Source organism: Paenibacillus sp. LjRoot153, from assembly GCF_964253085.1.
Taxonomy (GTDB): domain Bacteria; phylum Bacillota; class Bacilli; order Paenibacillales; family NBRC-103111; genus Paenibacillus_E.
In genome coordinates this window covers 7,891,137-7,913,688 of the sequence record NZ_CAXUQH020000001.1, presented here as the reverse complement: position 1 = coordinate 7,913,688, position 22,552 = coordinate 7,891,137, and the positions used below count along the sequence as shown (strand labels likewise).

General features: G+C 48.6%; 21 protein-coding genes. 13 read left to right on the top strand and 8 right to left on the bottom strand.

The window, feature by feature from the left end:
- Positions 1-33: 33 nt before the first annotated feature.
- Positions 34-1,380 (bottom strand): ABC transporter substrate-binding protein, encoded by a 1,347-nt coding sequence (locus ACSQ8P_RS34405; RefSeq protein WP_436239244.1) that lies wholly within the window; start codon positions 1,378-1,380, stop codon positions 34-36.
- Between the two features lie 250 nt (positions 1,381-1,630).
- Between ACSQ8P_RS34405 and ACSQ8P_RS34400 the strand changes: the two genes are divergently transcribed.
- Both ACSQ8P_RS34400 and ACSQ8P_RS34395 read left to right on the top strand, forming a co-directional pair.
- Positions 1,631-2,554: an ornithine carbamoyltransferase gene (locus ACSQ8P_RS34400; RefSeq protein ID WP_436239243.1), complete on the top strand. Its 924-nt coding sequence runs from the start codon at positions 1,631-1,633 to the stop codon at positions 2,552-2,554.
- A 23-nt stretch (positions 2,555-2,577) separates the two neighbouring features.
- Positions 2,578-3,207: a LysE family translocator gene (locus ACSQ8P_RS34395; protein ID WP_436239242.1), complete on the top strand. Its 630-nt coding sequence runs from the start codon at positions 2,578-2,580 to the stop codon at positions 3,205-3,207.
- Between the two features lie 47 nt (positions 3,208-3,254).
- On the opposite strand, the gene ACSQ8P_RS34390 is transcribed toward ACSQ8P_RS34395, so the two are convergent.
- The gene (locus ACSQ8P_RS34390; protein WP_436239241.1) at positions 3,255-4,139 is read right to left on the bottom strand and encodes a LysR family transcriptional regulator; all 885 of its coding nucleotides are present in this window, start codon (positions 4,137-4,139) and stop codon (positions 3,255-3,257) included.
- A 242-nt stretch (positions 4,140-4,381) separates the two neighbouring features.
- Between ACSQ8P_RS34390 and ACSQ8P_RS34385 the strand changes: the two genes are divergently transcribed.
- The 3 genes from ACSQ8P_RS34385 to ACSQ8P_RS34375 all read left to right on the top strand — a co-directional run bounded on the left by ACSQ8P_RS34385 (position 4,382) and on the right by ACSQ8P_RS34375 (position 7,150).
- Entirely contained in the window at positions 4,382-5,605 is a 1,224-nt protein-coding gene (locus ACSQ8P_RS34385; RefSeq protein ID WP_436239240.1) for an MFS transporter, read from the top strand.
- A gap of 150 nt (positions 5,606-5,755) precedes the next feature.
- Positions 5,756-6,409, top strand: a complete 654-nt coding sequence (locus ACSQ8P_RS34380; RefSeq protein ID WP_436239239.1) for a glycosyltransferase — start codon at positions 5,756-5,758, stop codon at positions 6,407-6,409.
- A 123-nt stretch (positions 6,410-6,532) separates the two neighbouring features.
- Positions 6,533-7,150 carry a TVP38/TMEM64 family protein gene (locus ACSQ8P_RS34375; protein ID WP_436239238.1) on the top strand — a complete coding sequence of 206 codons (618 nt, stop codon included), beginning with the start codon at positions 6,533-6,535 and terminating at the stop codon, positions 7,148-7,150.
- A gap of 670 nt (positions 7,151-7,820) precedes the next feature.
- Here the strand turns inward: ACSQ8P_RS34375 and ACSQ8P_RS34370 are convergent.
- Positions 7,821-8,555, bottom strand: coding sequence for a DUF421 domain-containing protein (locus ACSQ8P_RS34370; protein WP_436239237.1), 735 nt, complete (start codon positions 8,553-8,555; stop codon positions 7,821-7,823).
- A gap of 98 nt (positions 8,556-8,653) precedes the next feature.
- Positions 8,654-9,508 carry an SDR family oxidoreductase gene (locus ACSQ8P_RS34365; protein WP_436239236.1) on the bottom strand — a complete coding sequence of 285 codons (855 nt, stop codon included), beginning with the start codon at positions 9,506-9,508 and terminating at the stop codon, positions 8,654-8,656.
- Positions 9,509-9,656: 148 nt separating this feature from the next.
- On the opposite strand from ACSQ8P_RS34365, the gene rpiA reads away from it, so the two are divergent.
- The gene (rpiA, locus tag ACSQ8P_RS34360; RefSeq protein ID WP_436239235.1) at positions 9,657-10,319 is read left to right on the top strand and encodes a ribose-5-phosphate isomerase RpiA; all 663 of its coding nucleotides are present in this window, start codon (positions 9,657-9,659) and stop codon (positions 10,317-10,319) included.
- A 260-nt stretch (positions 10,320-10,579) separates the two neighbouring features.
- On the opposite strand, the gene ACSQ8P_RS34355 is transcribed toward rpiA, so the two are convergent.
- Both ACSQ8P_RS34355 and ACSQ8P_RS34350 read right to left on the bottom strand, forming a co-directional pair.
- Positions 10,580-11,080 (bottom strand): DinB family protein, encoded by a 501-nt coding sequence (locus ACSQ8P_RS34355; protein ID WP_436239234.1) that lies wholly within the window; start codon positions 11,078-11,080, stop codon positions 10,580-10,582.
- 169 nt (positions 11,081-11,249) lie between these two features.
- On the bottom strand, positions 11,250-12,227 hold the full coding sequence (locus ACSQ8P_RS34350; protein WP_436239233.1) for a helix-turn-helix transcriptional regulator: 978 nt from the start codon (positions 12,225-12,227) through the stop codon (positions 11,250-11,252).
- A 139-nt stretch (positions 12,228-12,366) separates the two neighbouring features.
- Here ACSQ8P_RS34350 and ACSQ8P_RS34345 point away from each other — a divergent pair, with 139 nt between their 5' ends.
- Positions 12,367-13,806: an amidase family protein gene (locus ACSQ8P_RS34345; RefSeq protein WP_436239232.1), complete on the top strand. Its 1,440-nt coding sequence runs from the start codon at positions 12,367-12,369 to the stop codon at positions 13,804-13,806.
- Positions 13,807-13,879: 73 nt separating this feature from the next.
- Positions 13,880-14,740, top strand: a complete 861-nt coding sequence (locus tag ACSQ8P_RS34340) for a hypothetical protein (RefSeq protein ID WP_436239231.1) — start codon at positions 13,880-13,882, stop codon at positions 14,738-14,740.
- A 66-nt stretch (positions 14,741-14,806) separates the two neighbouring features.
- On the opposite strand, the gene ACSQ8P_RS34335 is transcribed toward ACSQ8P_RS34340, so the two are convergent.
- Positions 14,807-16,036 (bottom strand): aminopeptidase, encoded by a 1,230-nt coding sequence (locus tag ACSQ8P_RS34335; protein ID WP_436239230.1) that lies wholly within the window; start codon positions 16,034-16,036, stop codon positions 14,807-14,809.
- Positions 16,037-16,120: 84 nt separating this feature from the next.
- Between ACSQ8P_RS34335 and ACSQ8P_RS34330 the strand changes: the two genes are divergently transcribed.
- The 5 genes from ACSQ8P_RS34330 (at position 16,121) to ACSQ8P_RS34310 (ending at position 21,570) form a co-directional block, all read left to right on the top strand.
- Positions 16,121-17,800 carry a glutamine--tRNA ligase/YqeY domain fusion protein gene (locus ACSQ8P_RS34330; protein ID WP_436239229.1) on the top strand — a complete coding sequence of 560 codons (1,680 nt, stop codon included), beginning with the start codon at positions 16,121-16,123 and terminating at the stop codon, positions 17,798-17,800.
- Positions 17,801-17,971: 171 nt separating this feature from the next.
- Entirely contained in the window at positions 17,972-18,550 is a 579-nt protein-coding gene (locus tag ACSQ8P_RS34325) for a histidine phosphatase family protein (protein WP_436239228.1), read from the top strand.
- Positions 18,551-18,728: 178 nt separating this feature from the next.
- Complete coding sequence (locus ACSQ8P_RS34320) at positions 18,729-19,424, top strand: response regulator transcription factor (protein WP_436239227.1); 696 nt, start codon at positions 18,729-18,731, stop codon at positions 19,422-19,424.
- On the top strand, positions 19,418-20,806 hold the full coding sequence (locus ACSQ8P_RS34315) for a sensor histidine kinase (RefSeq protein WP_436239226.1): 1,389 nt from the start codon (positions 19,418-19,420) through the stop codon (positions 20,804-20,806). The genes ACSQ8P_RS34320 and ACSQ8P_RS34315 overlap by 7 nt, the downstream gene beginning before the upstream one ends.
- Before the next feature lie 92 nt (positions 20,807-20,898).
- A complete protein-coding gene (locus tag ACSQ8P_RS34310; protein WP_436239225.1) occupies positions 20,899-21,570 on the top strand; it encodes a hypothetical protein in 672 nt (223 codons plus the stop codon).
- Between the two features lie 49 nt (positions 21,571-21,619).
- Here ACSQ8P_RS34310 and ACSQ8P_RS34305 read toward each other — a convergent pair whose 3' ends face one another.
- On the bottom strand, positions 21,620-22,540 hold the full coding sequence (locus ACSQ8P_RS34305) for an MBL fold metallo-hydrolase (protein WP_436239224.1): 921 nt from the start codon (positions 22,538-22,540) through the stop codon (positions 21,620-21,622).
- Between the last annotated feature and the right edge of the window lie 12 nt (positions 22,541-22,552).

Here is a 22,552-nt window from a genome sequence, read left to right as displayed (position 1 = left end):
TCAGATGACCCTTTTCACCCATTGATCATGTATTTATCTTGTTTTATCTTTATCCATAATTGTTTGCAGTGCTTGGTTGGCTTTGTCTGCCACAGGTTGAAGATTCGTTTCACCTGACATGACCTTCTGAACAATTTCACCAACAGCATCACGAGCTTCGCCTACGCTAATTACAGTTGGACGGTCGTGGTCAACGCCTGTTTTGGCACTTTCTTTGATGATCGGAACGAGTTCAGCCGGGAAGCCTGTTGTACCTTCAGGTTTATCCCAAATCGAAGCGCGGGCACCAGGGTTACCTTTTTGCTGTGTTTTCAACACTATATCTTTACTTGTTGCCCATTGAATGAACGCCCAAGTCGCGTCTTTGTTGGCGGATTTGCTGTTCATCGCAAGTCCCCAAGATGTAATACTGTACGGCTTGGAGCCTGCTTTACCCCCAGGGAATACAGCAAACCCAACTTGATCAGAGATTTTCGATTTCGCCGGGTCCGTTGCGTTCTGGTAGAGTGAGTTCGCATCGGTTAAGAAAGCGACCTTACCCTGAGCGAAGATACCGAAAGCTTGCGGCCATGACATATTGAGCACGCCTGGAGGCGCATAGTCTTTCAATAGTGTGCCATATGTCGTGAAGGCTTTGAGCGCTTCTGGTGTGTTGATGCTGGCTTTCTCTCCTGTTGTGAAGTCTGCACCTTCGGAGTATAGGAAAGAAGAAACTTGTGTAACAAGTGGAGAGCGTTGGCCTCTGGCTACGAATCCGTACATCTCATTTTTCGGATCATGCAGCTTTTTAACCGCCGCGGTAAGCTCCTCTAATGTTTTAGGAACAGCAATACCCGCCTTTTGCAACAAGTCTTTCCGGTAGTACAAAATTTCTTGTTCCGTAATAATCGGGATACCAGCTAATTTGGAATCAACTGTTGTTGAACCGATAGCGGATTTTGAGAAATCATTAAAGTCGTAGTCTTTTGCTTTTTGAGCGTATTCGTCAAGAGATTGAAGCCAACCATTTTTGTAGAAAAGCTTGCCTTCTTGAAGAGGGCGGTACATAAAAACATCAGGTGTTGCAGAACCAGATGTGAATTGCACGGTCAGCTTCTGTGTGAGCTGATCCTCGAAGAAGTTTTCAACATTCACCTTGATACCCGTTTCTTTCTCGAAGTCGGGAAGCAAGGGCTTGATAGCTTCTGCCCAAGGATGGTTAGCTGTTACTAAGGAAATTGTTTTTCCTGCGAATGGCTTCGCATTAGCTGTTGCAGCAGCGCCTGGCGTTGTTGTTGCTTGTTCTGTCTTCGTAGATGTATTGCCGCATCCTGCAACCACCGTTGCAGCCATAACGACTGTCGTGCTGACACCAATCCATTGTTTGAATGATTTTTTCATGTAATATGTGACCTCCCAAGTACGTTCAAATGGTTGTGTTTACATCTCTAAGAGTACCTGATTCCTCTGTTTGGTTGATATAACTAAGATTCAATATGGATAACTACGACTGAAGGAAATGGGAGTACTGTAAGTTAGTGTTGCCATTTTTCGAGAAATTGTAGAGACAACCATTCTAACTATTGACACGTAACTCTACTCTGTTTAAAATGTATAAAAATACAAATAAGTGAATAAATATACGAAAGCGGTGAAGAAGTTGCAACACATTCTATCCTTACAAGAGCTCGACAAAGCTGCCTTGTTATCCATTATTCTCAAAGGCATAGAGATCAAAAACAATCCAGAGGCTTACTACCACCACTGTGAGTGCAAAGGGCTGCTCATGCTTTTCCAGAAATCATCGACCCGAACGGCGCTTTCCTTTCATTCAGGTATTCATCAAATGGGCGGCTATGCGGTGAATATGGATTGGGATGCGAGCAATTTTAGTATCTCTCCAATTAAATACGAAGCCCGTTATGCATCAAGGAACTGCGATGTCATCATGGCTAGGCTCAAAAAGCATGCAGATTTACTAGAATTAGCTGCCTATTCTCAGGTGCCTGTGATTAATGGATGCTGCGACATGTACCACCCGTGCCAAGCGCTTGCGGATTTAATGACCATTTATGAAGCCAAAGGAACTTTTGAAGGTGTAACTTTAGCCTATGTTGGCATTCATAATAATGTTGTAAATTCCTTAGTTGCAGGTTGTATGACATTGGGAGTTAAACTACTGCTAGTCACTCCGATTGTTAATGAAGCTTCGTGGGATGAAGAATTGATGAAGCAAGCTTATCAAAGCGGATACGTTGAGGAAGTCGAAGTACTGTCTGCTGCGATGAAAAGGACTGACTTTATCTACACAGATACATGGGTCGATATGGAGTTTTTCTCGGATGCACATTACCAAGAAGAGAAAGATAGACGAATTGACATTATGATGCCTTTCCAAATCAACAAGCGCAGCCTTGGAAAGTATTCACCCTACATCATGCATGATATGCCCATTCATCCAGGTTTTGAAATCGCAGAAGATGTGATTGAATCAGAGCAATCTATCATTTATCAGCAAGCGGAGAATCGAATGCATGTTCAAAAAAGCTTGCTCCTACACCTACTGAACCTATAGCTGAAGGGGGACCACCACGACCAATGACACTCACGACCCTTATCGCTTTCGCTTTAGTCTCGCTAGGCATGGTGTGTACGCCCGGCCCTAACATGATCTACTTGATTTCACGCTCAGTCACGCAGGGGCGGATGGCGGGGATCATCTCACTGCTCGGCATTGTACTTGCCTTCCTGGTCTACATCGTGACTACGATGTTAGGGCTGTCGGCGCTGTTTTTGGCAGCTCCCTTTGTGTTCGACGCAGTAAAGCTAGCCGGAGCTGCCTACTTACTATGGCTGGCTTGGCAGGCTGTTAAGCCGGGCGCTAGATCGGTGCTGACTGCTCGGGAGCTACCCGTTGACCCGCCAAAGAAGCTATTCCTCATGGGCTTCATGACCAACCTGCTCAATCCCAAAGCTGCGGTCCTGTATGTGTCGCTTCTACCTCAGTTCGAGGACCCTGCAAGGGGCTCCTTACTGCTGCAAAGCGCAACGCTGGGACTCACGCAAATCATGGTGAGCTTCACAGTAAACCTCGTCATCGTGCTAACGGCAAGCCGCATCGCCGGATGGTTCGGCACGCGTCCGCTATGGCTGCAGATCCAGCGGTGGCTGATGGGCAGTGTGTTGACGGGGTTGGCTGTACGTCTTGCTTTCGAGCGGAGACCCTAATAACGATAGAGACCCGCAGCAGCTTGCCGCGGGTCTTTTATTCATATCTAACCTTGCTTAAAAAAAGCAATCACAAACTCACGGAAATGAATGGCCGCCTGAGAGAGGTAGTGCTTGCGATTCCAGGCGATGCCAAAGGTGCGGTGACAGTAGGGTTCTGTTATTTTTAACTGAACGGTGTCGGGATTGGAAGCTCTTCTACCTAGGGATAGCGGGAGTGTGAAAGTGATGCCAAGCCCCATTTCGACTAAAGTTTGAATAGCGCTGACTTCCTCCAGCTCGAACGCGATGTGAGGTTCAAACCCCGCCTGACGGCAGAAGCCATCCGTAATTTCCCGGAAATTCGTTTGGGAGGATAGGGAGATGAAGGGTTCATTCGCAGCTTCTATTAAACGAATACTGTCTCTGGCGGCAAAGCGGTGTCCCTTCGGGACAGTCAAATACAACTCTTCTTCGACAAGTGTGAGCCATTCAATATCCGGTCCGATTACCGGTGTAGAAGAGATGCAGAAATCGATTTCGGCATTCTCGAGATCTTTTTTCATTTCCAAGGCAGAAGCCAACTGGCGCTGGATGACTCTGACGTGGGGATGAAGGGTCAGGAACTCCTTGAGAAGGGTCGGCAGCACGTACGGTAGCGATACAAAAAGGGAGACGACACCATGGTCGAGTCCAGCCATATCTTTGATCTCCCGTTCGCCTTCTTTCAACTCTAGGAAAGCTTGCTCAACGCGGCGGAGATATGTCTTCCCGAAGGCATTCAATTTCACATGCCGGCCTTGACGCTCGAATAAAGGGAGACCTAACTTCTTCTCTAGCCGCTGGATGGAGTTGCTAAGTGAAGGTTGTGAGACATTGAGCTCTTTGGCAGCTTGGGTCATGTGCTCAAGGCGTGCGACCGTTTGAAAATAATGAAGCTGTAGGAATTCCATTGGTGAATCCTCGCTTTTCTCACCACATCAGAAAGTATAAGTTTTCGCTTCCCGAAAACTGTTTTCTGATTGGCGATAAAATTTACATCTAAACGCGGTCGCTCATCTTCGAATGGCATCGATAGAAACTTTCTCATAACTTTGATGTGATCATTCTATCATATAATATGTATTATACTTTATTGAATTTCCCTCTTATACTAGTTCAACATACAGAAAACCTTGTGGAGAATGGAGCACATATGTTGACTAGAGAGAGAATTTGGAGCAAAAATTTCGTTGTCGTATGTATGAGCAGCTTTTTCATGTTTCTCACTTTTTATATTCTTGCTACGGCATTTCCCCTATATGTAAAGGATAGTTTGCACGGTGATCAGCAGCAGATGGGATTATCGATAACGATTTATGTCATCGGTGGGGTGTTGATTAGACCCTTCTCAGGACAATGGGTAGATCGCTATGGTAAAAAGAAGATGGCCATTATCGGAATGGTCATTTTCTTATTGGCCTGTATCAGCTACTTCGGCGCGAAGGGGACGTTCATGTTTCTGGTGATTCGCCTTATTCACGGCATGAGCTATGCGATAGCTTCAACGGCAACGAGTACGATTGCATCGTCACTCGTACCTAATTCGCGTCAGGGCACGGGGATGGGCTATTTCAGCATGTTCATGAGCGTCGGGATGGTCATCGGGCCTGCGATGGGTTTATTTTTATGGAAAGATAAGGACATCCATGTTCTGTTGTTGGCTATTTGTGTGATTGCTGCGCTCTCACTCCTATTCACGCTGGGTATGCGAGTGCCTAAGCAAAAACAAGAGGCACTGCAGGCGATGGAGCCCGGAGAACGAGAGAAGCGGCGCTTGCAATGGAGTGATTTTATCGAGCCTAAGGCACTGCCGATTTCGGCGGTGGGGTTTATTCTAGCTTTTGCCTATAGCTCGTTATCTGGTTTTATGTCCTCGTTTACGGTTGAAATTCATCAATCTCAAGTTGCAGGTACCTTCTTTGTTGTGTTTGCGCTGATGATCGTGGTATTCCGGCCGCTGATTGGGAAAATATTCGACTCTTACAATGAACATTATCTGTATTATCCCGGGATTGTCTTGTTTACCGTAGGGATGCTCCTATTAAGCCAAGCGCATGCTGGAACAATGGTTTTGGTGGCGGGAGTCATTATGGGCGTGGGTTATGGGGCGCTGTTGCCTTGCTTTCAGGCTTTAGCGATGAAGCTGGCACCTGAACACCGTAGAGGGAGCGCAACGGGGACGTTTTTCCTGCTGTTCGACCTTGGGTACGGCTTAGGGTCTTATGTCATGGGAATGATCGCTTCGGTGTCGGATTATCGCATGATGTATGTCGTCGCAGGGCTCGTTCCCTTGCTATCCGCGGCTTTGTACTATGTGCTGCACCATCGTCCTCGAGCGAAGTTATCACTCCATAATCAGAATGCCAAGCTAGTCTAGAAGGATGGATAGGATCGGGATAGGATCGGGAGACCCACAGCGGATAGCTGAGGGTCTTTTTCATATAGCCGTAGAGAACGGGCATAAAAACGTAAGTATTTCCTCAAAATAAACCTTGTTCGAGAATTGTTTGCAGAGGAGCAGGTTTTGATGAAACGAAGATTCCTATTAGTAACGCTGCTTGTAACGATGGTTCTCTCCTTCACGTTCATGCCGATAGGCGCACATGCCGCTGGGAAAGAACCTGGTTCTGCGCTTTGTATGAACGATGCGAAAGTGAAGCTTAAGCAAGACATGAGGAGACTTTGGGCTAATCATGTGGGCTGGACGAGAAGCTACATTGTAAGTGCAATTGCTGGGGTAGAGGATCAGAAAGATGTTTTGGATAGGCTGCTGAAGAACCAGCAGGACATTGGTGATGCGGTGAAGCCGGTTTATGGCGATGCGGCTGGGAATAAGTTGGCTGAACTGTTGAGGGAACACATCCAATTAGCTGGTGGCGTGCTAGATGCGGCCAAAGCTGGTAATCAAGCCGATCTAGCCAAGTTTAACAAAGAGTGGTACCGAAATGCGGACGATATCGCCAAATTTCTAAGCGCCGCGAATCCGAACTGGTCAGAGAAAGAACAGCGGGACATGCTATATGCACATTTGCAGTTTATTACTGATCAAGTCACTGCGAGGCTGAAAAAGGATTGGAAAGCGGATATTCTTGCCTTCGATAAGGGTGAGGATCATATGATGATGTATGCCGATATGTTGTCGGATGGGATTATCAAGCAGTTCCCCGATAAGTTCAAATAAGTTTATATTTACTCATGCGCAAGCTGATACTGGGTGTCCCAGTGTCAGCTTGTTTTGTGTTCCACCGTGCGCTAATTGGGGCCGTCGTGCTATAATCGTGCCATATGAACGAGAGGAGAGGAAATGTCGAAGGTTGTCGACTTTTCACGCCATATGGATATCAAAGAGCTCTTATCTTATTTAACCGAAGAGAATCTGATGCTGATTTTGGACAAGTACCGCTCATTCGGTCCGCTGCCGGGACTGCTGCTTCCCTTTATGAAATCCTTCATTCCACCACTCCCAACACTGGTGATCATTAGCGTGAACGCGACAGTTTATGGGCTGTGGCTCGGTTTTCTCTACTCGTGGATCGGAATTGTGTGCGGTTGCTTGGTGACGTTTGCGATTGTGAAAAAGGTGGCAGGCCACCCCTATCTCGTGCGTTGGTCGCAGAAACCGAAAGTCCAAAAAAGCCTCAACTGGGCGCGACGCCAAGCGTTCAATTATGTCTTTATCCTTAGTCTATTTCCTCTAGGACCCTTCGTGGTTATTAATATGGCGGCGGGGCTGGTGCGGATGCGTTTTCGATCATTCCTCGTGGCGGTTGCAGCGGGGAAAGCGGTGATGGTCATGTCCGTTAGCTTCATTGGCTATGATTTGAAGAGGTTCGTGAACAATCCGTATGAGCTTATTTATGTGGCCTTATTCATTGGTATTTCACTGGTGATTAGCAAAAAAGTAGAAAAGCGGTTTATGTGATGCCGCAGAATGCCCCCGCCTTGAAGCAAGCTTGTTTCCCGATTTACAGGGAGCGAAGCTTGAGCAGAGCGGGGTTTTTGTGCATAGTGAAGACTTATTCGTTGGAGTCTCTCCACACCTAACTGAGGGCGCGACATGAAAGCAAAATTTAAAATAAATGGATTTTATGAAGTTAATTTTGCCGTAAATGCTACTTTGAAGCGAATAACTGGAAAAAGTACAGCTAAATGTGCACATTCACGCCGAATGAGGAGAATGGGGAAGAATTAGATGGAGTTTTTCCATCTAGATCAGGAAAATGGCCAAAAACGAGGAAATTAGCTGTAAGAAATCCAGTTAAAGTTTGTAGATCCACCAGTGTGACCATGAGAGGAAGCTAACGACAGGCTGAGGATACTCAAAAGAAGGGCGATGCTACTTAAAGACACTTATGCAACAAGAATTCGAAAGTCCAACCTTTCAGCATGTTCACCAGTCCACCTCTAACCCCAACTTCAGCCTCACTACAGTCACAAACTTGTCCCGTCCCAACAATCCTAACTGCAATCGCAACCAACAACCACAAGCACAACAACCCCAACTCCAGTATCCAACCTATCTGCTTAGTTTGACCTCTAACCCCCTCACACAACATTGGATGTAAAGCCACGAGATAAAGACGAACCAACGCTTAATGCAGCGTCAATTCGCCTTTTTCTTGCGTGCTCAATTCCGTGTACACGCGGACTTGGTCTTGATCGTCGATCGTCGCGAGCACGACGTGCTCCATATCAACCTGTAAAGTCTGCATCTGCGCCTTCAACCAAGGCAGATCTTTTCCCTGCTGCGCGAGCAGCTTTTTATCATAGGAGCCCTGTATGATCAGTGGCTTCACGAGAGAGAAAGGGTCGCTGGGGATTGCCATATCTTGGGCTGTCACCGTTTGATACTGCGGCTCGAGAAATACGGAAACCATCCCGCCAGGCTCCCACAGAGCGAGTGCTACCTTCTCAATATCCTCAATTTGTTGTTTGCGGAGCTCAGAGAAGAGGTGGTCGACTGAGATTTTGGCTTTGCGCAGACCGCCCATGCGAAGCTTTCCGTGTTCAATAAGCGTCAGTGGTGACGGTTCAAAGAGATGCTTGAGGAAGTTCCATTTTAGACTTAGCCAAGAGGTTATGAGATATAGCACAACGAGCGCAAGGGTGGTGATCATGGAGCCTTTTAAAGATAAGTGCTCGTCAGAGAGTGGGTGTGCCATGATATTGCCTAGAATGAGTGCAATGACGAAATCGAGAAAACGCAATTGTGAGATCGAGCGTTGGCCTAATGCTTTGGCGGTGAGAAGCAGGAAAAAGTAGCCTACAATAGCACGTAATATCCACTGTATGGTGGTTAGTGATTCTTGACTGTGAAAGAAGTCCAAGGGTCGTCACACTCCGGAAATAAGGTAAATGCTCCCTATAACGTACCCTTATATGGGATCAGCTATCCGCGGTTTACAGGGGAGAAGGCACCAATGATCTAGTGCTCGCCACCGGTTAGTCCGACCTGCTCCTCGCTCCAAGCCCAGAGCTGACGAGCCAGCGCATCGTCCATCGCTCGGGCCGAAACAGGCGCTATCGCCCGCCTGTAGTAGTACTCGCCGCTGACCGTTTGCACGTCCGGGCTCGTGGCCAAGAACACCGTCGTATCCGCACCCTGCGCCGGTGTCAAAAAAAACGGCCGCATCATCGCATGCACGGCCTTCCCAAATCCGGTGTCGCGATCGACACCGATGTTCGTGGCCACGGCTCCCGGATGGAGCGCGTTGGCCGTGGCTGAAGTGCCTGCGAGCCGCTTGGCGAGCTCGCGGGTGAACAGGATATTCGCCAGCTTCGACTGGGCGTATCCGTTCCAGACCCGGAACCCTCGCTGCAGGTGAGGGTTGGCCCAATCGATGCGCCCGATTTTGTGGGCGCCGGAAGAGACATTGACGATCCGCCCCTGCGGAGCGCGGATGATAGCGTCCAGCAGAAGCTGGGTCAGCAGGAAGTGGCCGAGATGGTTGACACCCATCATAGCCTCGAAGCCATCTGCTGTAGTCTGCCGCTTCACGGTGACGACGCCTGCGTTGTTCACAAGCACGTCGAGCACGGCGTGCTTAACCAAAAACGCCGCCGCAAAAGCGCGAATGCTTGCAAGTGAAGCGAGGTCGCACAGCATCAGCTCGATGAGCTCGGAGCCGCTTTGGCGTCGAGCTTCTGCGAGCGCCTGCTCGCCTCTTTGTCTGCTGCGGCAGAGCATGATGACGTTGGCGCCTAGCTTGGCCAATGCCACTGTTGTGGCAAGGCCCATGCCAGAGTTAGCTCCGGTAACGAGTACCGTTTTATTTTGCATCGCGGCTCGCCTCCTTTTTATTCCAGTATAGCCCATGGGATGAATCGCCGCATCCAATACTGTACGGACGAAATCCCGTTGGATTTTCCTTTTTGTGTTAAACTAGTTGGATAGAATTCCGATCAGTGGAAGTGAGGAGTGTGTACAAGTGGAAGCGAAAAAAGCAGCAGCAGAGCTAGCCATTGAGGAGATCCAAAATGGGATGATTGTTGGTTTGGGGACAGGCTCAACGGCGTATTGGGCGATTCAAGGGCTTGGTGTTCGGGTACAAAATGGTCTGCACATTCAGGCAGTTGCCACCTCAGTAGCCTCCGAGAACTTGGCTAAGGAGTTGGGGATTCCGCTTATTCCTTTTGCAGATATCTCAGAAATCGATGTCACGATAGATGGAGCAGATGAAGTCGATCCAGATTGGCACTTAATCAAAGGTGGGGGAGGTGCGCTGCTGAGGGAGAAAATCGTCGCATTTTCAAGTAAGAAGCTGATTGTGGTCGTAGATGAAAGTAAAAATGTTGCGCAGCTTGGTGCATTTCCACTACCTGTTGAGGTTGTAAAGTTTGGCTATGAACTGACGATTCGGAAGCTCCGAGCGCTAGGCTGCGAGCCCAAAGTTAGAGTTACTGACAATCAGCCCTATGTGACGGACAACGGGAATTATATCATTGATTGTCATTTCGGCAGCATCCCTAACCCCGCTGAGCTGCATCAGGCAATCAACGCGATTCCGGGTGTTGTGGAGAATGGGCTTTTTGTCGGGATGGCCAGCCAAGTGATCGTGGGGTATAAGGATGGTTCGGTGGTGAGGTTGTAGGAGAAGGGCACGCCTAATATGCAAAAAAGAGTTGTTCCACATGTCTATGATGACGTGAGGGGACAACTCTTTCTATGTTTAAACGAGAGTTAGATGGCTCGATCGACGTGATCCAAGAAATAACTGGAAAACCTCCCGCTATTTCAGCCATTAGGCACCATTCTAGGCAGAGGAGGTGTGCGAATGGTGCAGCAAGTGGATATGATTGTGTTCCGCCTGCGAATGCGCCTGCTCACTTCCAAGCTGCCCAAGGGCGTCGCCTACACCAACGGTTGCATACCCATCTCAACCCAACTTTCCCGCGTCGGACCATAAATATCGGGAACGCGCAATCCGGCTTGGCGCATAAGGACGATCATCTCACCGCGATGGTGAATTTCATGGGAGATGAGAACGCGCAGCGTAAGTCCGTTAGGCCACTGATCGCCGTACATATCGCTAGTCTCGTTCAGCTTTGCGTCGGTCCATTGCGACTTAAGCGCTTCGATAGCTGCGGCAACGGAGGAGCGATAGGTATCTGCAATGGTTTGGGCAGAAGCGGGAGCAAGCTCTTCCCCTTCAGGGGCGGCAAATGTTAGTCCTGTGCGAGATAGCATCTCGTGGATCGTTGTTGCGATATGCCAAGCAATTTGTCCTAGCGAACGGAGCTCTGGTGTGATCTTCTGAGCAAGTGAAGCATCCGTCAGGACGTCCATGACGCGCTGGGTGCCTTGTGCTTCTCGGGTATATTCGGTTACGAAATCTTCAATCATTTTGAACATGGGGGTTGTCCTCCTCAAAGTTTTTTCGCCAGAAAAAACTGGCATCGTAAGCATGCATTCTTGTATAGATACGTCGTCAGCAGGGGCAGAGTTCCGTATAGTTCTTGCTCTTGGTTGATACGCATACCTCATACCCCCAGTATAGACAATCATTGCTGACAACAGAATGTCAGTGAGTCGAATAGAGGGCAACTATTTTTTCGGCCTTCTCTTTGACGGCGGCTGCGATATGCGCGGGTTCTAGAATGCGCAGGTTTGGACCATAGCTAAGCAACATGCCATACAGCCAAGGCTCATCGGGCTGCGTCGCTCTAATCATCAGTGTTCCGTCGGGCTGCATGGTCACATGTTCGGGTCGGAAATAGTCTTCGATCTGCGCCCTAACATTCGGCTGCGCGTGCAGCACGAGCGTAATGAGGGTGGAGGGGTCTCTTTTACCCAAACGATAATCGAGCTTTTCTAATGTTTCTTGCTTGCGCTCGAATGTTTGGGGAAGCACTTCGACGCCATGCATGCGGGATAATCGGAAAATCCGGAAATCCTCACGCAGCAAGCAGTAGCCGTACAGATACCAGCCGAAGCCTTTGACCACGATGCCCATGGGCTCAACGGTTCGCACGGACGGTTCGCTTTGCGATGAAATATAAGAAAAGGATACGAGCTTTGTCTCTTTAATTGCGTTGCGGAGAGCTGTCAGCTGATCTGTATTTTGATGGCCACTGCTCCATGGATTCATGTCGAGGATGAGCTGGTTGCCAAGTTGCGCAGCTGCGGGTTGTTCGGATTTAGCGACTAGTGCGCCAACCTTATCCAGCAGATTGCTGATTTCTTGGTCGGGGACGGAAGCGCGAATTCCTTTGAGGCCGATGATGATCGATTGCAGCTCTTCCAAGGACAGAAACTGACGATCCAGCCGGTACTGGTCCATGATTTCATAACCACCGCTGAGACCCGAATAGGAAACAACCGGAATGCCAGCTTGGTTAATGGCCTCCACATCCCGATAAATGGTACGCATAGAAACCTCGAACCGCTCGGAAAGCTCTTTTGCGCTAATACGGCGACGATTGAGCAGCAGCATGGTGATGGCGAGTAAACGATCTATTTTCAAAAGGAGCACCTCATTGATTCTGGTCATATTCTTCATTCATTATTCGATTATACAGATGAAAATCCTTTGTTGCCCGTTATACTGAAAGCTGCTAGGAAATCCCTGCTTCAAGAAGGTAAACCCGAAATCCTAGGGAATTAGTGTAGCATGAATAGTGAAGGGGTGGCGGTTGTAGATGGCACTTATTTCGGACGAATGGATGGCAAATGCGGACATTATCACACTTCAACTAGCGATGGAACGGCGGGAAATCAGTTCTGTAGATTTGGTTGTTTACTATACAGGTCGAATTGAAGCCTATAATGGCAAAATTAATGCGGTGCTGGAGCTGAATCCCGATGCAGTAGAGATTGCGGAAGCTTTAGATCGGGAACGTGCAGAAGGTGGGAGCCGGGGCCCTTTGCATGGCATTCCGATTTTGCTCAAAGACAACATTCAGACCGCTGACCGCATGCACACGAGTGCTGGATCGATTTGTTTAGCGGAGCATGTGGCGAGTGTAGATGCGTATATAGCTGCCAAGCTGCGTGACGCTGGTGCGGTGTTGCTAGGCAAGGTGAATATGACAGAGTGGGCGAATTTTATGGCCGTTGCGATGCCATCTGGCTATAGCTCAAGAGGCGGACAGGTGGCGAATCCGTATGGGCCTGGCATTTATGAAGTTGGAGGCTCAAGCTCAGGGTCTGGTGCGGCAATAGCGGCTCATTTTGCAGTGGGAGCTATCGGTACTGAAACGTCCGGATCGATCGTCAATCCAGCAGGGCATAACAGCTTAGTGGGCTTGAAGCCAACGGTTGGCCTGTTAAGTCGCTCGGGCATTATTCCGCTTGCCAGCAGTCAGGATACACCGGGTCCGATGACGCGTACCGTGAGTGATGCGGCCGTCTTACTTGGCGTGATGACAGGTGTCGATGCCTCGGATGCACGTAGTATAGCTAGTGAAGGGCAAGGCCATCGGGATTATACCCCCTATCTCGATAGTCGAGGACTTCATCAAGCCAGAATAGGGATTCCACGTTGGTATTATCAGCAGTTGGATGAGGAAGAACGGCAGATTGCCGAGAGGGCTATTCAGGTTCTGCGCGACGAAGGCGCGATTGTGATTGATGACGTGGCGCTTCCTTGTCAAGATGCTGTCTGGAACTACGATGTGCTGCTTTATGAATTCAAAAGAGATCTCAATGCCTATCTGGCAAAGTTAGATCCGCCATACGTGCACTCCTTACAAGAGGTTATTGCGTTCAATGAAAGGCATGCCAATCAGGCACTGGTCTACGGGCAGGATACGTTGATTTGGTCAGAGGATGCGAACGGAACGCTTTCGGAAGAGACTTATTTGACGAGTCTACATAGGTATCAAGAGTTAACACGATCACAAGGAATCGATCATGCCCTCCAAACGTATCAACTCGATGCGTTGTTTTTCCCCAAAGATGAAGGCGAGGATATTGCCGCCAGGGCAGGCTATCCGCTTCTGATTGTACCCGCTGGTTATACAAGCAAAGGTCCTATGGGCGTGATGTTTGCAGCTGGAGCATTCAGTGAGCCGACGCTGATTAAGCTTGCGTATGCGTTTGAGCAGGCGACGCTTTATCGCAGACCGCCTATTTTGTAGTTGTTTCCGCATACCTCATGGAAAAAATTGAAATAATAAACCGAATTTAATTCCATGATGGGAAGTGCGAACAATGTCTTGGTTTAGAAAAAGCTTTACAATCCCCCTGCGCGCAGCAGCAATTGGTATGCTCTTGAGCAGCGCTTTAAGCTTTAGTGGGTCAGCAGAGGCCTTCACTCAAGCGGTGCCTCCGCCACCCTCACAAGTAACGCCCCCACAGAGTGGGCAGGGTCAGCTCATCCAGACACGTGAGATTGATGTCACCGGCGATGGCAAATTGGAGATGGTTTCCCTAGTCGGTCTGAAATCGGACCTGAACAGTCCTTATTATGACAAGCTGTTTATCTCTGTCGTCGGACAAGGTCAGGCACAGGTCGTGATTCCGCTAGAGGGCGGATATAATCCGAAAATGGAATTTTGTGATTTTATCCACGACAAGCTGCCTCAGATCTATGTAACCTCCGATACCGGCGGCAGTGGCGGGTTTACCTCGAATTACATCTATTCGCTCAAAAATAACGTGCCCACCGCGATCCCGATGCCGGAACCGCTGCATGTCAAAGCGACCTTTAAGAATAATTATAAGGTGAAGATGAAAATCGAGGAGACCGGCAAATCCTTCACCCTCGATATTGCGGATCGCAAGGAGGCTTACGAGCAATTTGGCATTTACAACCAAGGGAAGATTGTAAAACCAATCATTGTTAATGTGGATGCGTACAGCCTGTTGAAGCCCGTCGATGTGGATCGGGATGGCTTCTGTGAGCTTAAGGGTGTTCAGCGCATCACAGGTATCGCGAATGCGGACACACTAGGCTATGTCACTTCGGTGTGGAGATGGCACAAAGGCAAATGGAAGCTGAAGGAAGCCGCTGTTACGCAAACCTTGACGACAAGCATGGTGCGTGCACCGAGTCTTGAAGACGAGGACTAAATGAAACAAAGACCGCTCTTACACGGAAATATTTCCATGTAGGGGCGGTCTTTCATTAATGTGGGCTTATGCCCAGTTTCCATTACGGAATAATGGCTCACGTGTACCATCTGCCAAGATCCCGTCAATCGCCATATCCTTGGAGCCAATCATGAAATCCACGTGGATTAAGCTTTTGTTATAGCCATTTGCGTCAAGCTCTTCGGCACTCATCGTCGTTCCACCCTCAATCGTGAACGGGTAGGAATTGCCGAGCGCGACATGACAGGAAGCATTCTCATCGAAAAGTGTGTTGTAGTAGATGAGGCCTGATTGTGAGATAGGCGAGTCATATGGCACGAGTGCCACTTCACCTAAATAACGAGCACCTTCATCCATATTCAGCATGTTGTTCAGCACTTCTTGACCCACTTCTGCGGTTGCCTCGACGACGCGGCCATCCTTGAAGGTTAGGGAGAAGCCATCAATTAATGAGCCTTGGTAGCTCAGCGGCAGCGTACTGCGAACCGTACCGTTGGTACCGTTACGGGCTGGCATCGTGAACACTTCCTCCGTCGGAATGTTCGGAACGAAGAAAATGCCACTCTCGGTCTCACTGCCAGCGGCAACCCATTGATGCTTAGGTGCTAGTTCTATGTATAAGTCGGTTCCAGGAGATTGGAAATGAAGCTGCTTATACTTCTGGTTGTTCAGCATATTCTGCTTTGCCGTCAGCGTAGCAATATGCTCTTTCCATGCCGCAACAGGATCTGCTTTATCTACACGTGTCAGTTTGAAAATTTGCTCCCACAGCTGCGTAATCCGCTCGGATTCGCTCAAATTCGGGAATACCTTGGCTGACCATTCCGCAGTTGGATAAGAGACCATCAACCAGTTAACCTTGTTGTTGCGCATATAGGAGAGGAAGCCTGCACGCGCAGTTGCTGCTGCTTTACTGGACATCGCGACGCGTTCGGGGGCGACTTCCTTAAACAAGTCCGAGTTCGGCGCATAAATGGATAAGAAAGCAGCGCCGTCCTTCGCCATTTCTTCCATACCAGTTGCCCGCCACATGGGGTACGTCTGCAAGGTGTCTTCGGAAGCGTTCTTGAGGCGGAGCGCTTTCACTTCATCGTCATCCCAATCGACAACAACATCCTTAGCGCCTGCTTCATAGGCTTTCTTCGTCAGCTTGCGAACGAAATCCGCACAAGCAATCGGCGTCGTGATAACGACGGTTTGATCCTTCTGTACATTTAATCCGACGCGGATCGCAAGCTCTGCATATTGATCTAAGTAATGCTCGAATGATTCCATCTCTTTGTCTCCTTTATATTTGAGTACCATTTAGTGTATGATAGTTAATAAAACTTTAACCCGTGGGAGAAAGGCTGGGCACATATGGAAACGAAAAACGCGGAAGCTAACGTAAGCGCAATATCAAATTTCATTAAGAACATTGTAAACGAAGATTTGAAATCAGGCAAAGTCAGTCAGGTTGTGACCCGATTCCCCCCGGAACCGAACGGTTACCTTCATATAGGACATGCAAAGGCGATATGCACGAACTTTGAAATTGCGGATGATTTCAATGGGTTGACGAACCTTCGATTTGATGACACGAATCCGGTCAAGGAAGATGTTGAATATGTGGAATCTATTAAAGAAGATGTAAAATGGCTCGGTTTTAAATGGGACGGGCTTTTCTTTGCATCTGACTACTTTGAAGAGATGTATAGCCGAGCATTAGTCTTGATTCGCAAAGGACTGGCTTATGTAGACGACCAATCGGCGGATGAAATCCGTGAAACTCGTGGAACACTGACGCAGGGAGGAACAAACAGTCCGTATCGTGAACGCACAATTGAGGAGAATTTATCCCTATTCGAGCGTATGCGTGCTGGTGAATTCAAAGACGGCGAGCGTGTGCTGCGTGCCAAAATTGATATGTCTTCGCCGAATATTAATCTTAGAGACCCGGTCATCTACCGTATTCTTCACGCACATCACCATAACACAGGAGATGCGTGGTGCATCTATCCGATGTACACATACGCTCACCCACTGGAAGATGCGATTGAAGGCGTAACACACTCGCTCTGTTCAAGTGAGTTCGAGGATCAACGTCCTTTCTACGACTGGGTGATTCGTGAGTGCGAGATGCCGAATGTGCCGAGACAATATGAATTCGCCCGTATCTCCCTAATGAATACCGTTACGAGCAAAAGAAAGCTGAAACAACTCGTCGACGAGAAAGCCGTTGACGGTTGGGACGATCCACGTATGCCGACCATATCGGGTCTGCGCCGTAGAGGCCTGACGCCAGAGTCGATTCGTAATTTTGTTCGTGAGCTTGGCGTATCCAAAGGAGGCGGTGGCAGTGTTGTTGACACTCGCATGCTGGATCACTTCATCCGCGAGGATTTGAAGCTGAAGGCGCTGCGCACGATGGGCGTGCTGAATCCGCTCAAAGTCGTCATCACCAACTATCCGGAGGATCAAGTGGAGATGCTGGAAGCGGAAAATAACTCCGAGAACCCAGAAATGGGCAATCGTATGATTCCATTCTCTCGCGAGATCTACATCGAGCAAGATGATTTCATGGAAAATCCACCGCCCAAATATTTCCGGTTATTTCCCGGCAACGAAGTGCGTTTGAAAAACGCCTACTTCATCAAGTGCAACGACTTCATCAAAGATGCAGATGGCAACGTGGTTGAACTGCACTGCACCTATGATGTTGAGACGAAAAGCGGCAGCGGCTTCACTGGCCGTAAAGTCAAAGGCACCATCCACTGGGTGGATGCGAAAAGCGCCGTACCAGCGGAATTCCGCCTGTACGAGCCGTTGATCTTGGACGATGAGGAAGGCGAAGAAGAGACATCGTTCATGGACAAAGTGAACCCGAACTCCTTGCAAATCGTGCAAGGCTTCGTCGAAGACAACATGAAGAGCGTGAGCCCGCATGATAAATTCCAGTTCTTCCGCCACGGCTACTTCAATGTGGATCCGAAGTACACTACACCTGATCATCTGGTGTTCAACTTGATCGTATCGTTGAAAAGCTCGTTCGTGGTGTAACGAACGGGTCTATAGTTAGAACCGAACCCCTTAGCGGATGCTAGGGGGTTTTCTGATTTAGGCCCGGTTTTCATCTGATGTGAGCGCAGTGGTTATCGTGCAGGAGATCCAAAGTATTTCTCGAATGAGTGTAAGGAAATATTTGTAATCAAATTAGGGAGGGTGGGTTACATGAAGACGACGATTTATATGGTCAGACATGCGGAATCACCTTATACAGAAGGAAATGAAAGAACGAGGGGACTTACCCTCAAGGGGAAATCGAATGCTGAAGACATCACAAGGATATTAAAAGATGAAGGTATCGACGTGCTGATATCAAGCCCTTATGCGCGAGCTGTTCTAACCCTGGAAGGGTTGGCTAAAGAACTAGAACAAGAGATTAAGATAGTTGAAGATCTTCGGGAAAGACATTTTTCTGGAGAAGATGATCAGATTCCTACAGAAAAGTTCATGTCTGAGATGAAGCGGATGTTCGATGACTTTGATTATGCCTATCCAGGTGGAGAGTCTAACAGAGCCTGCCAGCAAAGAGCGGTGGTCGTATTGAGAGATATCCTAAAAGAAAATAAAGGGAAGAAGATAGCCATTGGCACACATGGTAACGTTATGACATTGATGATGAATCATTTTGATGCGACATATGGATTCGATTTCTTGAATCAAACCATGAAGCCTGATATTTATAAAATGCAATTTAATGACCTCGTATTAGAGGAAGTGACAAGACTCTGGGAACACCGTGAATAAAATGTACGACATATAACGATAAACAGAGCAATCTCCCAGCCGACGGAAGCTGAAGGATTGTTCTATTTGTTTGTGTATCAAAAAGAGAATACTAAAATGCGCTAAAAAAGAAATTTTTCCATCACAATTATCCAGTAATATAAAAGGATAAGGTTTTAAATAGGGAGCGTGACCACACGTGACATTGGTATTAGTCGTAGATGATGATCTGAATATATGCAAAATAACGAAGCTGTATCTGGAAAAGAACGGCTTCGAGGTAGCGACAGCGAACGACGGCGAGCAGGCGCTCGCGCGGTTCAAGGAGCTGCAGCCCGATTTCATCGTGCTGGATATTATGCTGCCGAAACGTGACGGGTGGTCGGTCTGTCAGATGGTCCGCGCACAAAGCGATGTGCCGATTCTGATGCTGACGGCACGAGGCCACGTGGATGAGCGTGTGGAAGGCTTGCGGATGGGAGCTGACGACTATTTGGTGAAGCCTTTTGACCCGAATGAACTGGTGGCACGGGTAACGTCGATCCTTCGTCGGACGGGGCTTCGCACCCAAGTGGCGCCTGCGGCAAACGTATATGAGGTCGGCAGTTTGCGCATAGATAGCCTAGGTCATGAGGTGACGGTTGATGGGCAGGTTGTGGCTCTACCGAAGAAAGAGTACGAGCTGCTGCTGTTTTTCGTACGGAATCCGAACCAAGTGTTCACGCGCGAGGATCTGATCTCTAAGATCTGGGGGTGGGATTTCGAAGGTGAGGACCGCGTGGTCGATTTATACATCAAACGATTAAGACAGAAGCTCTCAGCAGGGAAAGAAGACTGGAGTATCCGTACAGTATGGGGTGTGGGATATAAGTTTGAGGGACCTGGCGTATGCTGAACTCCTTTTATCGCAAGCTGCTATTTATATATATAGCCATTACGGTGGTGTCGATTCTAGCGATTTCGGGCGCGATTGGTTACACGATGAAGCAGAAGACGTATGACCGCAGTGAGAAGCTTTTACTGGAAAAAGTGGAGCAAGTGGAGGAGCTAGCGAAGGATTTGTTCGAGAATTCGACGGCTCAGAAGGATTTTCGGAAGCAAATTAATGCGATGGAGAAAACCTCGAATGTCCGCATTTCGGTCATTCGACATCCTAGAGCGACCTTGGATAAGATCCAAGCTGTAGGCGAAGTTCCTGCCCGGTTAGGCTGGGTGGAGAAGGTGCTCTCCGGTAACCCCGTGACGGTGAAGAGTACATTTACTCAGAATAGCTCTGTCAAAATGCTGATCGTCGGACGTCCAGTCCTACAGGACAGCCGAGTGGTTGGGGCGATTTTCTTGTATACGCCTATCGTGAACATTCAAGGTACGATTAATGAGATTAATCGCGCTATCTATGTATCTGCCCTCGTGGTTGCGCTGCTGGCTATTGCGCTTCTTTACTTTGTGTCGCGGCACTTTGTGAAGCCTCTACAGCAGATGAGCAAGACGGCGGAGGCGCTGGCACTTGGGGATTTTAGCGGCAGGGTGCCTGTACGCGGTAAAGATGAAATCGCCTCGTTATCAGGATCGCTCAACCGAATGGCCGGCAAGCTGCAAAAGGTCGAAGAAGGCCGCAAGCGGTTCCTCTCCGAAATTTCTCACGAGCTAAGGACCCCGTTGACGACGATTCGGGCCTCTCTACAGGGCATCACGGATGGCGTGGTAGAGCCAGAGGATGCGAAGGAATTCATCGATATCTCCCTCCAGGAGACATTGCGATTAAGCCATTTGGTAGATGATCTGCTGGAGCTTTCTTCATTTGAGGAGAAGCAGGTGAAGTTGACTATGCAAGCCGTTGATCTGCCTGAGTTGATTGGACTCGTCTTGACACAGCTGAAGATGAAGGCGAAAGGCAAGGGAATTGAGCTCAGTGCAAATAGTGAGGCCCCATATACCGTCAATGCTGATGCGGATCGACTCCGGCAGGTATTCATCAACTTACTGGATAATGCGATCAATCACATTCCAGAAGGCTCGCAAGCAGGGATCCGCGTGAAGGCGGTCAGGCAGGAGCGTTGGATCGAGGTATGGGATGATGGGCAGGGCATCTCTCCTGAGAAGCTGCCGTATCTTTTTGATCGGTTTTATAAAGCGGACGAAAGCCGCAATCGCTCTGGCGCAGGGCTAGGTTTAACGATCTGTAAACACATTGTAGAGGCGCACGGCGGTTCGATTCGTGTCGAGTCACAGCTGGGGGCAGGGACGGTGTTCAAAATCTTTTTACCAACACTGTAAATGTCCCCGCATGACAAACTTATGACATAACTATGGGATAAGATAGGGTTCGTAAGGTACAGGACCCATTAATTATCAAGGAGTGATTCCCCATGTTGAAGAAGAAGTTAGCAGGAATAGTGTTGGTAGGTGCGATTGTATGTTCCGTTCCGGTGGCGGCTTTCGCCGAAGGCGGACAAGGAGATACAACAGCATCTTCGACAAGCAAGTTTCATCCCATCAAGCAACTTGTACTAGAAAAGGCGCAAGCTTTTGGCATAGCGACGGATGGGAAAACGAACAAGGAGATCAAGGCAGAGCTGAAAACGGCAGCTACGGCTAACCACACCGAGCAGTTGAATGCTGCGGCAGCTAAATTGGGAATCTCAACGGATGGCAAGTCAGCTGAGCAGCTCCAAGCAGAAATCAAAGCCGCTGTTAGCGTGAAGCTGCAGGAGAAAGCGACTAAGCTCGGCGTGAGCACGAACGGGCTGACGAACAAAGAGGTCAAAGCAGCGCTGAAAGCAGCTGCTTTGGCGAAGCTGCAAACGAAAGCGACCGAAGCGGGTATCGCGACAGAAGGGAAAACCGGCAAGGAAATCCACGCAGCGTTGAAAGCTGCCAAAGAAGCAAAGAAAGCAGCGAAAGATGCGAAGATATCCGAGGCTGTGAACAAGAGAGCAGCCAAATTAGGCATCTCTACGGAAGGTAAAACAACGGAGCAGGTTTACGCGGAGATTGAGAGTGTGCTGCAAGCCAAATGGGCGAAAAAAGCTGCGAAATAAGCCTGGCCGAAAAAGCTGCCTTGAGCTAATAACTCAGGGCAGCTTTTTATTAGGATAGATCAAATGCCATCAAATCTCTCGCCATCGTGATCTGGCCATCATATATCTCCGCCATGCCGTCAGTGTAGGCGGCCTCCGCCTCTTCATTGGCAGCAGGTGCAGGAATGTGGTGGGTGAGAACCAGATGCGCAACGCCTGCTTCTCTAGCGATTTCTGCCACTTGAAGCGTTGTTGAATGATATTTTGCAGGATTGGACAGGCCAATGGTCTGCTCAGGAAACTTGGCAATCAGCGCGTCCAGCCACGCTTTGTTATAAGATTCATGCACAAGCAGATCCACGCCGCGACTGTGTGTGATCATATTGTCGACTGGGATGGTATCGCCCGATATGACTACCGATTTCCCGTTAAATTCGAATTTATAGGCAATAGCAGGATCAACAGGTTTATGATCGACTTCAAAAGCGGTGACTTTAATACCGTCTTGGTCGTAAACAAGACCATCGTTGCTTTCAAAATAACGAATGTCCGCTCCTTCACCCGCAGAGAAGTTATAATTCACTCGGAGATTAACGTCGAAATCGAAAGAAGCTCTCATTTTGCCGATAATCTCTTTCGTTGTGGTGGGTCCGTAGACGTTCATAGGCCCTTTTCGCCCCTCAAAAACCCGATCCGCGATCACATGTGTCCGCCAGCTCGTGATGAAGACATCGAAAAACCCTGAATTGTGATCGCTATGATGGTGTGTGAAAAAGACATCCGAAATACGCTGCGGCATGATCCCTGCCTTAATCAGTTGGTCAACGGTTGCGCCTCCGCAATCGAATAGAAAGGCTTTGTCCCCTGCGAGAATTGCGACACCTGCCTTCGCCCTACCATAAAAGGCCCTCGGTGTGCCCGTACCAAGAATGACGACTTTGATGTGCTCATGATAATCAGGTAATAGGTTTTCCTGTGGTTGTATAAACAAGTGAAGGCCTCC

Bases quoted from the DNA above. Each gene is read 5' to 3' on its own strand.
- ACSQ8P_RS34405 (WP_436239244.1), bottom strand. From the start codon at position 1,380: ATGAAAAAATCATTCAAACAATGGATTGGTGTCAGCACGACAGTCGTT.
- ACSQ8P_RS34395 (WP_436239242.1), top strand. From the start codon at position 2,578: ATGACACTCACGACCCTTATCGCTTTCGCTTTAGTCTCGCTAGGCATG.
- ACSQ8P_RS34390 (WP_436239241.1), bottom strand. From the start codon at position 4,139: ATGGAATTCCTACAGCTTCATTATTTTCAAACGGTCGCACGCCTTGAG.
- ACSQ8P_RS34385 (WP_436239240.1), top strand. From the start codon at position 4,382: ATGTTGACTAGAGAGAGAATTTGGAGCAAAAATTTCGTTGTCGTATGT.
- ACSQ8P_RS34380 (WP_436239239.1), top strand. From the start codon at position 5,756: ATGAAACGAAGATTCCTATTAGTAACGCTGCTTGTAACGATGGTTCTC.
- ACSQ8P_RS34375 (WP_436239238.1), top strand. From the start codon at position 6,533: ATGTCGAAGGTTGTCGACTTTTCACGCCATATGGATATCAAAGAGCTC.
- ACSQ8P_RS34365 (WP_436239236.1), bottom strand. From the start codon at position 9,508: ATGCAAAATAAAACGGTACTCGTTACCGGAGCTAACTCTGGCATGGGC.
- ACSQ8P_RS34355 (WP_436239234.1), bottom strand. From the start codon at position 11,080: ATGTTCAAAATGATTGAAGATTTCGTAACCGAATATACCCGAGAAGCA.
- ACSQ8P_RS34350 (WP_436239233.1), bottom strand. From the start codon at position 12,227: ATGAAGAATATGACCAGAATCAATGAGGTGCTCCTTTTGAAAATAGAT.
- ACSQ8P_RS34345 (WP_436239232.1), top strand. From the start codon at position 12,367: ATGGCACTTATTTCGGACGAATGGATGGCAAATGCGGACATTATCACA.
- ACSQ8P_RS34340 (WP_436239231.1), top strand. From the start codon at position 13,880: ATGTCTTGGTTTAGAAAAAGCTTTACAATCCCCCTGCGCGCAGCAGCA.
- ACSQ8P_RS34335 (WP_436239230.1), bottom strand. From the start codon at position 16,036: ATGGAATCATTCGAGCATTACTTAGATCAATATGCAGAGCTTGCGATC.
- ACSQ8P_RS34330 (WP_436239229.1), top strand. From the start codon at position 16,121: ATGGAAACGAAAAACGCGGAAGCTAACGTAAGCGCAATATCAAATTTC.
- ACSQ8P_RS34325 (WP_436239228.1), top strand. From the start codon at position 17,972: ATGAAGACGACGATTTATATGGTCAGACATGCGGAATCACCTTATACA.
- ACSQ8P_RS34315 (WP_436239226.1), top strand. From the start codon at position 19,418: ATGCTGAACTCCTTTTATCGCAAGCTGCTATTTATATATATAGCCATT.
- ACSQ8P_RS34310 (WP_436239225.1), top strand. From the start codon at position 20,899: ATGTTGAAGAAGAAGTTAGCAGGAATAGTGTTGGTAGGTGCGATTGTA.